Source organism: Lacticaseibacillus saniviri JCM 17471 = DSM 24301, assembly GCF_001311785.1.
Classification (GTDB): Bacteria; Bacillota; Bacilli; order Lactobacillales; family Lactobacillaceae; genus Lacticaseibacillus; species Lacticaseibacillus saniviri.
The window spans coordinates 70,641-84,078 of sequence record NZ_BBBX01000004.1; the positions used below are offsets into that span (position 1 = coordinate 70,641).

7 protein-coding genes and 7 pseudogenes are annotated in these 13,438 nt (G+C 48.4%); 8 read left to right on the plus strand and 6 right to left on the minus strand.

Translation table 11 applies throughout. The features are described from left to right. Positions 1–74: 74 nt before the first annotated feature. Positions 75–551: a DUF2507 domain-containing protein gene (locus JCM17471_RS03575; protein WP_404820125.1), complete on the minus strand. Its 477-nt coding sequence runs from the start codon at positions 549–551 to the stop codon at positions 75–77. Positions 552–694: 143 nt separating this feature from the next. Here JCM17471_RS03575 and racE point away from each other — a divergent pair. From racE to JCM17471_RS03585, 3 genes and pseudogenes are all read left to right on the plus strand, one after another. After that, positions 695–1,489 (plus strand): annotated as a pseudogene (gene racE, locus JCM17471_RS14910) (glutamate racemase); the annotation flags it as partial. A gap of 89 nt (positions 1,490–1,578) precedes the next feature. Next, positions 1,579–2,136: pseudogene (locus tag JCM17471_RS13305) on the plus strand (non-canonical purine NTP pyrophosphatase). A gap of 24 nt (positions 2,137–2,160) precedes the next feature. Further along, positions 2,161–2,676, plus strand: coding sequence for a YfcE family phosphodiesterase (locus JCM17471_RS03585; protein ID WP_054776844.1), 516 nt, complete (start codon positions 2,161–2,163; stop codon positions 2,674–2,676). 64 nt (positions 2,677–2,740) lie between these two features. Here the strand turns inward: JCM17471_RS03585 and JCM17471_RS03590 are convergent, their stop codons facing one another. Then, positions 2,741–3,472 carry an MIP/aquaporin family protein gene (locus JCM17471_RS03590; protein WP_054776845.1) on the minus strand — a complete coding sequence of 244 codons (732 nt, stop codon included), beginning with the start codon at positions 3,470–3,472 and terminating at the stop codon, positions 2,741–2,743. Between the two features lie 174 nt (positions 3,473–3,646). Between JCM17471_RS03590 and cbpB the strand changes: the two genes are divergently transcribed. After that, complete coding sequence (gene cbpB, locus JCM17471_RS03595; protein WP_054776846.1) at positions 3,647–4,123, plus strand: cyclic-di-AMP-binding protein CbpB; 477 nt, start codon at positions 3,647–3,649, stop codon at positions 4,121–4,123. Between the two features lie 77 nt (positions 4,124–4,200). Here cbpB and JCM17471_RS03600 read toward each other — a convergent pair. Together JCM17471_RS03600 and JCM17471_RS03605 are read right to left on the minus strand one after the other, a co-directional pair. Beyond that, positions 4,201–5,095: pseudogene (locus tag JCM17471_RS03600) on the minus strand (DUF368 domain-containing protein). Positions 5,096–5,186: 91 nt separating this feature from the next. Beyond that, a pseudogene (locus JCM17471_RS03605) lies at positions 5,187–6,063 on the minus strand (mechanosensitive ion channel family protein). A gap of 117 nt (positions 6,064–6,180) precedes the next feature. Here JCM17471_RS03605 and JCM17471_RS03610 point away from each other — a divergent pair. Next, a complete protein-coding gene (locus JCM17471_RS03610) occupies positions 6,181–6,615 on the plus strand; it encodes a DUF948 domain-containing protein (protein WP_054776847.1) in 435 nt (144 codons plus the stop codon). 44 nt (positions 6,616–6,659) lie between these two features. Continuing rightward, positions 6,660–7,112 carry a YtxH domain-containing protein gene (locus tag JCM17471_RS03615; RefSeq protein ID WP_054776848.1) on the plus strand — a complete coding sequence of 151 codons (453 nt, stop codon included), beginning with the start codon at positions 6,660–6,662 and terminating at the stop codon, positions 7,110–7,112. 421 nt (positions 7,113–7,533) lie between these two features. On the opposite strand, the pseudogene JCM17471_RS03620 reads toward JCM17471_RS03615, so the two are convergent. Next, a pseudogene (locus JCM17471_RS03620) lies at positions 7,534–8,633 on the minus strand (M24 family metallopeptidase). 255 nt (positions 8,634–8,888) lie between these two features. Between JCM17471_RS03620 and ccpA the strand changes: the two are divergent. Further along, positions 8,889–9,889, plus strand: a pseudogene (ccpA, locus tag JCM17471_RS03625) (catabolite control protein A). 159 nt (positions 9,890–10,048) lie between these two features. Here the strand turns inward: ccpA and JCM17471_RS03630 are convergent. Then, positions 10,049–12,483 (minus strand): annotated as a pseudogene (locus tag JCM17471_RS03630) (transglycosylase domain-containing protein). A gap of 176 nt (positions 12,484–12,659) precedes the next feature. Between JCM17471_RS03630 and JCM17471_RS03640 the strand changes: the two are divergent. After that, complete coding sequence (locus JCM17471_RS03640) at positions 12,660–13,343, plus strand: YjjG family noncanonical pyrimidine nucleotidase (protein ID WP_054776851.1); 684 nt, start codon at positions 12,660–12,662, stop codon at positions 13,341–13,343. Positions 13,344–13,438 lie beyond the last annotated feature (95 nt).

The following is a 13,438-nucleotide window of genomic DNA, read 5'->3' on the forward strand; positions in this document are numbered from 1 at the left end:
AACAAAAAGAAAGCATCTGTGACGCCCTGTAAAAGGGGAATCACAGATGCTTTCTTTTTTAGTTGAAATTAAGATTAGTCGACGAGATCATCAATCAAAGGGGATGCCATTGGTTGCGCCTCTTTTGGATCGAGGCCAACAATCAGTTCAACACTGTGCCGCTTGGCGTCGGGTTGGCTATTGGCTTCCACAACAATACCCAAATCTTGTTGGAGAAGCTGAGCCAAGAAACCGGCTTCAAGTTGAAAGTCGGGTTGGTCAATATGATCCAGGCGTGCTTGGACAACATCACCGGTCAATTGGTAATGACGTTCAGCTTTCTTGCTGGAGAGCAGGCTGAGGGTCCCAAGCCCGGCCTGTTCAAAAAGCGCTGGCACATCCGCTTCTGCGGTGGGCAACTTGATCGCAAGCTCACGCCCCGCCCAATAGAGGATATTGGATTGCTGTTCACCCAAGAGGTCGGGCAGTAGTAAGTCGCGCAAGAAAGTTTGCCCAAAAAGTGGACTGGTGATTGTATTAGTACGCATTGCTGAATAATCTGATGACATAATTTACTCCTTTAATCCCCACTGTGGGGGCATTCTCCTGCTCATAAGTATATACGAAATCAACCATGAAAACAGCCGGACTTGAATTTTTAGTCGAAAAATTCCACAATAAAGGTTCAGACTTATCTAAGAGAGGACCTTTAGAAATGAACAAACAGCCAATTGGGTTTATTGACTCGGGTGTGGGAGGATTGACTGTCTTCAAAGAAGCACTCAAGCAATTGCCACACGAGAACATGATTTTTCTAGGGGACCAAGCACGCCTGCCATACGGTCCACGTCCGGCCGCACAAGTGGTCGATTTTACTTGGCAAATGGTCAATTTTTGCTCAAAAAGGACATCAAATTACTGGTGATTGCCTGTAACACGGCGACCGCTGCAGCCCTTGATATCGTGAAGTCACAGCTGCCTATTCCTGTTGTTGGGGTGATTCTCCCCGGTAGTCGCGCCGCCCTCAAGGTGACCAAGAACAAGCACTTAGGTGTCATTGCGACCGAGGGAACCGTGCGCTCAGATGCCTATGCGCGGACAATTCATCAAAAAGATGCCGCGGTCAAAGTGACCAGTCTGGCAGCACCCAAGTTTGTGCCCGTTGTCGAGAGCAACGAATATCGTTCGCCAATTGCCAAACGCATTGTCATGGAAACCTTGGCGCCACTCAAACACGCGGGGCTCGACACGCTCATTTTGGGTTGCACACATTATCCATTGTTGCGACCATTGATTCAACGTGATGGGCGATGACATCACACTGATTGATCCCGGTAGCGAGACCGTGAGTGAAGTGTCCACCTTGCTGGATTATTTTGATATCGCAAACGATGACGTGACGGAACCAAAAATGCGCGAGTTCTACACCACAGGCTCACCAGAGATGTTTGAGCAGATTGCCCAGGATTGGCTTCAATTGGACCAATTGAACGCCCAACGTGCGGAGATCGAAGACTTACCGGTCACCTATCAACAACGCCGGTGTCGACCGTGGTTGTGGCCACGAAGAATGCGGGTAAAGCGCGTGAGTTTGCGGCGATGTTTGCTAAAGATGGGATTACAGTCAAGTCGCTGCTCGATTTTCCCGAACTCGAATCGGTCGCGGAAACTGGGACCACGTTTGAAGAGAACGCACGCCTCAAAGCTGACGGCTATGCACGGCAATTAGAGCTACCCGTATTAGCGGATGACTCAGGGTTACAAGTCGATGCGCTAGGTGGCCAACCAGGGGTCTTTTCAGCGCGTTATGCGGGGGATGGGCACAATGACGCCGCCAACAACGCAAAGCTCTTATCGGAGCTCTCAGAGGTGCCTGCCGAAGCGCGCACCGCTAATTTCCACACCACACTGGTGTTTGCCAAACCCAATCATCCTGAGCAGGATTTGGTCGTTGACGGGGGATGTATTGGGCCGCATTGTGGGCATTCCACGCGGAGACAACGGCTTCGGCTATGATCCATTTTTGAAGTCGAGGGCACGGATCAAACCCTGGCCGAGATGACGGCAGATGAGAAGAACGCTGTGAGCCATCGCGGTAATGCCATGCGGCAACTGGAACAACTATGGCGTGACTGGTACAGCAATCACGCATTGTGACACTAAAAGACGGAGGAGATACTCATGGAACTGGTTATTGTCAGCGATACGCACGGCGATCGGGCCATTCTCGAATCGATTCAACAGCAACATCCACACGCGGATGCTTACCTGTATGCGGGTGATTCCGAACTGGCTGCATCGGATTCAATTTTTGAAACCTATCAGGCGGTTCAAGGGAATATGGATTTTGATGCCTTCCCAATGACGCGCACGATTGAGGTGGCAGGGATTACGGTCTTTATGACTCATGGCCATCGCTTTGGGGTGAACTTTGACCTCACGCAACTGATTGCGGCGGGCCAAGAAGTGGGGGCGCAACTCATCGTCTTCGGGCACACGCATCAATTGGGCGTGGAGCGCCATGACAACATGGTCGTGCTCAACCCTGGCAGTATCAGTCAACCACGCGGTCAGTTTGCCGACATCGGTGGCACTTATGCTGTGGTGACAGGTAATCGGCATGCCTTGAACGTTCAATATCTGAATCGTCAATCACAGGTGCAGCCTGAGTTGAGCAGGACATTCACTCTGGTATAAACAAAAAACGCCGACACACATTGTGTCGGCAGTTTTTGTTTTAACTTGATAGATTTCGACTGGCCTATAAGAAGAATAACTTATAAACGGCAACCGCACAGATGGAAGCTAAGATTGGTGCCACAACGGGTACCCAGGCATAACCCCAGTCTGAATCGCCTTTATGGCGCAGTGGTAAGATAGCGTGCAGAATCCGAGGACCTAAGTCACGAGCGGGATTCAATGCGGGACCAGTTGGCCCACCTAATGAGGCAACCAATGTCATCACTAAGAAACCTAAAGCCATGTGAGCTGTTCCCAAGTTATCCTTGAAAAACGGTGCTTTGGTAATCCCTAAGGCACCGATGAAAAGAATGAATGAACCTAAGAATTCGTTGATGAAACCATTTAATTTGCTCTTAGTAGCATTGATGGTGCTGAATGTACCTAAGACGTGTTGGGTGTTGGTCGTCAAATCGTAGTGAGGCTTGTATGCCGCAACCACGAGTAATTGACCGACCATTGCTCCAGCAAATTGAACGAGGATGTAAGGCAGAACTTCTGCCCAAGGAAAGAGGCCAGAGAAGGCTAATCCAAGGGTGAAGGCCGGATTGATGTGGTTACCGGAAATACCACCGAACATCATGGCAGGGATCATAACCCCTGAACCGTAACCGACAGCGATGACTAACCAGTCAGAGCCGTTCCCCTTAGTTCCTTTTAAGTCAACGTTGGCCACTGAGCCATTCCCTAAAATAACCATAATAGCAGTACCAATGAACTCGGCAATTAAGCGCGTCCCCAAAGCGTAAGTCATAATAATCCTCCAATTAAATTTCTGGCAAAAAGCCGCATGAGAATATTCTATCAAGTTATGATGATATAGTAAATCTCTTTTACAGTTTCTGTAAAGGTTTCCGCTTACATTTGGTTTCTGACTGGAATCTTGTTAAGATAGCATTAGTGTAAAAGGAAAAGAGGATGCGAAGCCATGATTGATCCAGCGATTAACGCCATGATGATGTCGCACAAGGAACACTTTTTGATCCCCGGTGAAATGGTTGCCAGTGTGAGTGAAGAGAACAGATTATCTCATGCTTTCTTGGTGCTCACCAAGGTTCGTTACGCCCGGATTCCGGTCCTTGATCGCGATTCTAAGTTTAAGGGCCTGATATCCATGCCAATGATCACTGAAACCATGTTGGGCCTCGATAACTTGAGCTTGGCCCCTCTGGACGAGCTCTGTGTTCGCGATGTGATGGACACCAATGTTCGCACCATCGAGAATCCCTATGATGTCGAAAACGTGATGCATATTTTAGTTGATGATCCATTCATTCCCGTCGTCGCGCAAACCGGCGAATTCACCGGCATTGTGACACGGCGCGAGTTTATGAAGAGTTTTAACTTTGTCAGTCATAACTTGGATGAGTACTATGATTTGAAACTGAAAAAGCCATTGGAATAATGGCCACAAAAAAGAGGTTGTGACAACCCGCATGGGGTCGGTCACAGCCTCTTTTGCATTGATGCCCTTGCTCACATTTATTTGGCGTCGGGTTTGTCCAGGAATAGGGTGGCGAGAACCCCAATGACAACACTGACAATCGCCAGTCCGATGTCGAGGAGGCCAGAGGTGGCTTGCCAATACGGCACCATGCCGGTTTCAATCAGAATCACAATGGCAGCAATCACAATCCCGATGACGGCGTAATAAACCTGCGCTTCAAAATGTGCGAGTAGATAACCCATTAATTTGGCAATCAGAATCAGACCGATAATGGCACCGATCATGAAGGGGACCAGTAACGCCACACTCTGCAGTGCGACACCGGCTTCAGCAGTTTTACCACTGAGCAGCAATCGGGCCGCCGTGCCGATTTCACCGACCGCATTATAGATTGTGCCGTATTGGTCGATCACCATCAGCATGACGGAACCCGAAATGCCGGGAATTGCCATCAAGGACACGGAGAACAACCCAGCAAAGCCCATCGTGCCCCAATCCCCTAATGAATTGAGCTTGGTGAGCGCAATCATGTTCTCGGGTTCAGTGCCACCGAGTTTGGCCAAACCATAGATGGCTAAGAAGCCCAATACAACCAAGCCGACATATGCCCATTTGAATGGCACCTGGCGAACTTTACGCGCGATGAAGGGGCCAATTCCAATGACTAAACCGACAAAGAAGGCGTAACTTGGAATCGGCCAGCTGGTGGTAATCCATAAGACGGCCTTTGTCGATAACAGAATTCCAAGTACTGCGCCCAGCCCCACAGGCAATAGAAAGCGCATGTGAGCTTTGGGGTCATCACGAAAATGATTAACGGCGTCTAACAAGCGATCATATAAACCGACCACAACAGCAAAAATACTACCGGATAAACCGGGGGATAACCAGTGCGATACCGATGATGGCACCTTTAATGAAATTAAGCATAGGACCTCCTGAGGTGACGTGACTGTGCACGTATTGTGTGAAGTGATATGGGAAATATTGGGTGTCTGGTAAGGATGGTAAGAATAGATGCCTATTTGAGATTTAACTTGGGCTGCGGAATCGTGATGCCCGCCTGGGTGAGCGCGTTGAGATAGGCACTCAAGAAGGTGCGTTGCAGATTGAGTTGTTCCCCGTTTTCGGCGTACATCTGAATCTGATAGCTAAACGTGCCATCGGGATTAGCGGCTATTCCTAAGAGATCGGGTGCCTTGATGATGGTTTGATACTTTGGCACCAGATCAGTATTCACCTGGTTGATGACATCGGTGAGCTTGTGCACATCAACGTTGGGTTCAACCGGTAGACTGATTGAGACGAGCATGTTGTTGCGTGAACGATTGCTGACAATACTGATATTGCGGTTGGGAATGAAATTCATCGTGCCGTCCGCGCTTTTGATGATGGTTGTGCGGAGACCAACACTCGTAACCGTGCCCGAAATCTGATTCAGCTGGACACTGTCGCCAACATCTAACTGGCCTTCCAAAATAATAAAGAAGCCGGTCACGACATCGTTGACAAACCCTTGTGCCCCTAGCCCAATCGCTAAACTCAAGACCCCAGCCCCAGCAATCAGCGTGCCGACGGGAACACCGAGTGTGGAGAGAATGGCGTAGAAGTAGAAGAAGCCAACCAGGTAAGAAAAGGCATTGGTGGCTAAGGTCTCAATCGTCGAAATGCGACCACCTGCGAGTGCGCGCTTTGCTTGATAGCGCGTAAAGCTGTGGCGCAAGATGCGTTTGCCGATACGATTGATCAGCCAAAAAGAATGGTGAAAATAAAAGTTCAAAAACTAACGTCACAAAAGACGACAACATCGCGTCCCAATTGATTGAATCGATGTAGCGGCGCACCAAATTGGTCTGTTGCGCGAGGGTGTCGGTGGATGATTTTGCAAGTAACTGCACAAAAAGGCCTCCTAACTTGTCATTTCAGTGTAACAAAACCGAGCCATAAATTGAATAGCGTCGGTAATGATGATATTCTTAATATATTCAAGCCAAACGCGGCGAGGAGGATGAAAGATGACAGGTGGAGAAGTAGCAGGATTAATCGCGGCAATCGCGTTCTTAATCTTGGCAGTCGGCATTGCGATTTTCGTATTGCGGGTCGCAGCGGTCACCAAAGAAGTGAAACAAACCGTATCCGAGGTCAACAAGACATTGGATGTTGTGAACAGTGAAATGGGTGGGCTCACCCATGAAGTAGAGGGGTTGTTGGTCAAAGCCAATACCTTGCTCAACGATGTGAACGGGAAGGTTGCAACCATTGATCCTGTCTTCACCGCTGTTGGCGAACTCGGTGAGAGTGTATCCGCATTGAACAATTCAACCCGAAACTTGGTCACTCGAGTTTCCGGTGGGGTTGTGAACACAACCAAGGCAACAGTTGTCGCACGGGCTGGTCAAAAAGCCTACGCGATGTTTAAAAAGAATAAGACTGAACAACCAACCAAATAGGAGGGCATTAACATGGCAAAAATGGACATTTCTTACTCGGCTTTATTGTCGGTGGTGTAAGTGCATTAGCAGCGACCTATTTCTTAACCCCACAAACAAGTGAGGATTTGAAGGCACAAGCCAAAAAGAAGTTAGACAAACTTTCTGATCGTGCGGCTGACTATTATGATTTTGCAATGGAAGCCACCGAAGACCTGCGCGAAAACGCAAGTGGCGTTGTTGGTGATTTGAAGACCAAAGTGATGCCAACAGTCAGTGATGATGGCTTGAGCGATTTCGATGAACAAACCGCGCAGTTGCGTGACGAGCTCACCGCAACCCCTGAAGTTGCTGCCAACGATGACTTTGACGACATTGTCTTAGATGGTCAAAGTGCTTTTGTTCAAGCAAAGAATGATGATACGCCAGCAGCACCTGAATCAGCGGCTGCTGAACCAGAAGCTGCGGCAAGCCAAGCACCAGAAGCAGCGAGTGAAACACCTGACTCAGCTAAATAAACAAACTTTAGAAACGAAAAAGGAGTTGTGCCAGACCCGCAATGGGTCCAGCGCAACTCCTTTTGTTTGTCTGAAACGTGTTTCAAAAGGCAAAGCACCGGTTAGCTCATCTTTGCCGAAGCCACATATCAGCTTCTAGCCAAGATATTGCTAATCCTCATGTTTTAAGCGCCTTTTGTCGCACTCTAAACACGCTCCGCCCCCCAACAATCTTCGCCTAACAAAAACAAGCGCCAATTGCACAAATCGCAATTGTAGCGCTTGTCTCCGTTAGTACTCACAGCCAAATCGTGTGGCTTCGCACTCTAAACGTGCTCCCACCCCAACAATCTCCGTCTAACTCACTTTTCGCGCATGGCAGAACCCGCCATGCTACTCAAAGTCCGTTAGTACTCGATTGCTGACCGGGGATTGTCGCACTCTAGTCAATACGTGTGAATTCCTTGCTTGTGTGAGTGAAGCTTTCGGAACCAGTTTCAGTCACGTGGACACAGTCTTCAATCCGGACACCGGCAACACCAGGAATATAAATCCCAGGTTCGATTGAGAAGCACATGCCTGGTTCAAGTGTCATGTCGTTGCCTTCCATGATGGATGGGAATTCGTGGGTACTTGTCCCGATACCATGGCCCAGACGGTGGATGAAGTATTCACCGTAGCCGGCCTTGGTAATCACGTCACGCGCGATTTGTCGAGCTCTGCGGCAGTTAAGCCTGGCTTGATGGCTGCTTGAGCGGTTAATTGCGCTTCAAGACAGACGTCATAGATATCCTTGGCCTTACCAGTGACTTCGCCAAAGGCAACGGTCCGAGTGGCATCAGACATGTAGCCCTTGTTGTCGGTCCCTAAGTCAAACAGCACGAGTTCGCCTGGTTGCAACTTCGTCTTTTCTGGACCACCGTGAGGATTAGCAGCATCGGCACCGGCTTGCACAATGGTGTCGAAGCTCATGTTCATCACGCCTTCTTTCATCATGGCGTATTCAATTTCGGCCACGACTTCTTGTTCGGTGACGCCGGCCTTAATTGCGGCAAAGCCAGCAGCAAAGGCACGATCAGCCTGTTGTCCGGCTTCGACCATCAAGGCGATTTCATCAGGCGTTTTGAATAACTTCTGACCTTCTAAGAAACGAGATGCATCCGCAGGGAAGGCTGCTTGTGGGAAATTCTTCAAGATGGCTTCATAACGGAAAACGGGTAAGTCATCTTTTTCAATGGCCCAAAGCTTGGTGGTACTGGTTGCGGCATTGATGTGATCCGCAATTAACTTGAATGGTTCTTCGTGATCGAGATAACCAAAGACATCATAGGGCCAACCCGTTAATTTGACCGCTTCAACGGAAAGAGCAGGGACAAATAGGAATGGGTCGTGATCAGGAAAGGCAATCAATGCGGTTACCCGTTCTTCGGGATCACTGTAAAACCCGGTTAAGTAGTTGATGTTGACAGGATTGCTGATGTAACCAAGGTCTAAGTTCTGTTGGCCTAACCAGTCTTGTAATGCGCGTAAATGTGAGTTCAAATCGAAATCCTCCTTATTCTCGCCTTCCATATGAAAAGAATGTTTTTCAATATTTTTCAGTGAAAGGGTCAAGTGATGTTAATAAGCACCCCCACAGTATAACATACCTATGTTGGTACGGCTTTCTGAAAAATGTTTTGAAATTTTCATGCAAAAATTCAGTAAAACGCTTGCATTGTTGATGGCTATCTGCTAAAGTAGACTGAAAGTAGAAATTGTGTTCAGTGAAAACACAAATTTTAAGGAGCAAATATTTTGGAAAAGCAAACAATTACAATCTATGATGTTGCCCGTGAAGCTAGCGTTTCAATGGCAACCGTTTCTCGTGTCGTGAATGGTAACCCTAACGTTAAACCAGCCACCCGTAAAAAGGTGCTCGAAGTGATCGATCGTTTGGACTATCGGCCAAACGCAGTTGCACGTGCCTTGCCAGCAAGAAGACAACCACAGTCGGTGTGATTATCCCCGATGTGACAAACATGTTCTTCTCCAGCCTTGCGCGGGGGATTGACGACGTTGCGACGATGTACAAGTACAACATTATTTTGGCTAACTCAGACGAGAACAGCCAAAAAGAAGTGCAAGTGCTGAATACATTGTTGGCTAAGCAAGTCGATGGCCTGATCTACATGGGTCACGAAATCAGTGATGAAGTGCGGGCGGAATTCTCCCGTAGCAAGACACCGATTGTTTTGGCTGGTTCAGTCGATCCTGATGAACAAGTCGGCAGTGTGAACATTGACTACGTTGAAGCGGTGAAGGCTGCGACAACCAAGTTAATCGAAGATGGTAACAAGCAAGTGGCCTTGATTACCGGCCCAATGCGCCAACCTATCAACGGCCAATACCGCTTAAAGGGCTACAAGCAAGCACTTGATGCAGCTGGTATCGCTTATGACGAAAGCTTGGTCTTTGAAACCGAATATAGTTATAACGCTGGTATGGCCGCCTTCAAGCAGATGCAAAAGATTGGCGCAACCGCTGCTGTTGTCGGTGACGACGAATTGGCAGTCGGTGTGCTCGATGGTGCGGTTGATGCGGGTGTATCCATTCCCGATGATTTCGAATTGATCACAAGTAACAATACGAAGTTAACCGAAATGGCTCGCCCACAACTCACATCGATTGACCAACCTCTGTACGATATCGGTGCGGTGGCAATGCGTCTGTTGACAAAGATGATGAACAAAGAAGATATCGACGCTAAGACAGTGATGTTAGGCTTTGATATCACCGAACGTAATTCAACAAAATAATTAGGTCACGCCAAAGCGAGCCCTTCAAAATCCAAATGGATTGCGAGGGCTCGCTTTTTTGTGGTTTTGGAACGCGATTAGTCTAGTTTGTTCGGAAATTGAAATAGGGGTTGTGACAAAACTACGTTTTGTCACAACCCCTTTTGCATGTCTAAATCGCTAGCCAGCAGTGCCGACCGCTGAAGCTTCTGTGGTCACTAAGCCATAATTTTGTGTGGCATCGGTGTAATAACCACCGTAGTAACGACTCCAGAAGGCGTGGTAGTTAGCGGTTGTGCCGCCAATACCAAAGTTGGCCGTTGTCACACCGGGTTCCCAGTCGTTGTAGAGTCCAGTGACGGAGTCCCCATTAACGGTGTATGTGGAACCATCCACCGTGACGTTGCCCGGCTTTTGCCCAGTCTGCTTGTTCACACTGACACTCTTCACACCAGCAGGGCGTTCCATGGTGCTGCCCAATTTGAACTGGTTAGGGAGGAGCTTGTATGAGGCATTGGCTAACTTGGCCCAGTAGGCTAAGTTGGTTTCTGAAGCACTTTCGTTCAGGTTATAACTGCGGCCATCCGCGTTATCGTAACCCATCCAGCTGGCCAGGGTCACACCCGGTGTACTCCCGATGAACCAGATATCCTTGTACTCATTACTGGTCCCGGTCTTACCGATCAAATTATCGGTGTTGAAATTGAGTTGATAGTTCAGACTTGATGCCGTCCCATCCGTGACAACACCCTTGAGCATGTTGCTCATGATGTAGCTCGTACTTGGTGAGAAGACGCGGGTTGTCTTGCCCTTGTGCTTGTACACCGCATTACCAGCAGGATCGAGAATGGCGTCAATGACATAGGCATCGGTGTGGGTGCCACCGCGAGCAAAGGTTGAAAAGGCACTCGCTTGTTCTTGAACGGTGACCCCGTAATCGGTCCCCCCAAGCGCTAAGCCGAGTTGTGAGTAGTCGTTTTTGGTCAAGGTCGTGATCCCCATCTTATCGATGTAAGGCTTGACGTTGACTGTTTCACGCAGTTTCTGGTAGAGGTTAACGGCGGGGATATTATAGGACTCTGCTAAGGCTTCTTTGGCAGGAATGAACCGGTTTTGAATCTGACCGCCGAAGTCCGTCACATTATAATTATTCTTGAAGTTGGTCTTGAAGTCGGCAATCATGGTTTGCGTACCGATCAGCTTATTTTCAACCGCGGGTCCATACACCAACAGTGGCTTGATGGTCGACCCAGGTGACCGGGTTGTATAGGTATGGTTGATACCACCATCGACACCACCGACGAAACCAAGAATGGCCCCCGTGGCATTGTCCAACAAGACAGAGCCATTTTGAACGGGGCTCTGGACAACTTCAGTATCACCCGTCTCAGGGTTGATCTGTGTCGAGGTGTAGGTCTGACCGAAGCTGTATTTGTTTTCATTAACAACCGTCTGCATTGCGTCGTAAACTTGCTTATTGATGGTACTGTGAACGCGATAGCCCTTGGTGGTTAATAATTCGGTGGCCTGTTCGGTGTATTGCTGATTGAGACTACTGTCATTATTCAGCTCAGCCTTTGAATGACCATCTTCTTTAGCCAATTGTTGGGCGAGAATGACAGTCGCTTCACTGTTAACCATGTTATAGACATAACTGTATTCTTGGCTGCTCTGGGTAGCTTTACCCGTTGGCAGGAAGTCCTTTGTGATGTCATAGTTTTTAGCGTTGTTGTATTCTGTCTTGCTCAACATGTTGGCGCGATACATCCGAAAGAGCACCGTTTTTTGCCGTTCGACTCCAGCCGAGAGGTCCTTTTTAAGGGCGCCGCTTTGGGTGTATGGCGTATAAACGGAAGGACTCTGTGGCAACCCAGCGATGAAGGCCGCTTCAGGAAGAGTCAGCGTTTTGGCAGTTTTACCGAATAAACCTTCAGCTGCGGCCTGCACACCAGCAATATTTTGGCCCTTATTGTTGCGGCCCAATGTGGCGGTATTTAAGTAGGCCTGCAGAATTTCGCCTTTACTGAAAAAGTGATCCAGGCGTAACGCCAGCATCATTTCGACAGCCTTACGTTTGAATGTGGTTTCTGAAGACAGAAACTGCATTTTGACCACTTGTTGGGTTAGGGTTGAGCCACCCGTTTGGCTCCCGACACCGGTGAGGTCAGAGAAGACCGCGCGAACAACCGCCTTAGGGACGACCCCATGGTGTTGATAAAAATCGCTATCTTCTGTGGCGACCAATGCCTTGGTGACCCAAGGTGTCATCTGATTCAGATCGACATTTTGGCGAACCAGATCGGTTTTGACATTGCTGAGTTTGACATCATTAGCGAAGTAAAGTGACGATGATTGTGAAACGTTATGTAACGTTGTACTGAGCGCCGCGCGGGTTGGTACCGGCGTATCGTCAATGATGGCTGCAAAATAACCGGTTAATAGCCCTAAGCCTAAACAAAAAGGACGCCCGCAACACCAATAATGTAGTAAACGACGGTTTTAAACGTCTGTAAACTGACATCGGCATAGAAGGCGGCAGACTGATTAGCGTCTGCATTGTGATGACTTCGAGTTTTTTGGCGCCAAAGAAACGTGCTAAGTGTTTGGCAAGCCAGACCTTGAAATTCTGCACCCACGTTGAGAGTGTCTTCAAATTGATTTCCCACCTTTATTCGTGCGTTAATCGTAATTATATACCAAACAGGCGCAGGTTTCAGGAAATAATGGTTTTCCAGTGAAGATTTGGTATGCTAGAAACAGTAACAATTACAGGACAGAGAGTAGGGAAACCATGTATCGCTATTTGTTATTTGATATCGACGACACGTTGCTGGACTTCAAGGCCGGGGAGTTATTGAGTTTAGGCCAGACCTTTGAAAAAATGAATATCCCATACACCCCACAAGTTGAGGCGACCTATTTAGCGACCAATGCCAAGCTGTGGCAAGATTACGAAAGTGGTAAAATTTTGCGGCCGCAGATTTTTAAGCAGCGGTTTGCGAAAACTTTTGCTCGCCTGCACCTCGATGCGGATGGTGAGGAGGCAGAACGGCACTACCGTCAATTACTGGATCAACAGGCGATTATTTTACCGGAAAGTGCTGAGGTGTTGGCCCAACTCGGTGATTATCAGCGCTACATCGTCTCAAATGGCATCGAGCCCGTGCAGATCAGTCGCTTAGAAGAGAGTGGCTTGATTGACTATTTCGATGATATTTTTGTCAGTGATACGGTGGGCAGCCCCAAACCCACTATGGCGTTCTTCAACTACGTGATGCAGCGGATCCCTAAATTCGATCCCAAACAGGCGTTGATTATCGGGGACTCACTGACGTCCGATATTCAGGGTGGCATCAATGCCAAAATCGATTCGGTGTGGTTCAATCCTCATTTCGTGCCTAATCGGACGACCATTCTACCGACTTATCAGATCAGCCGGTTGACCGATTTACTCAAGATTGTGGCCGATCACTAAATCGTGCCTATCGCGATGACGACTGGCCGATATCCCAGTATTTGATGAAGACACAAAGCAGGCCCCACACGATTGTTATCGTGTGGGGCCCTTTT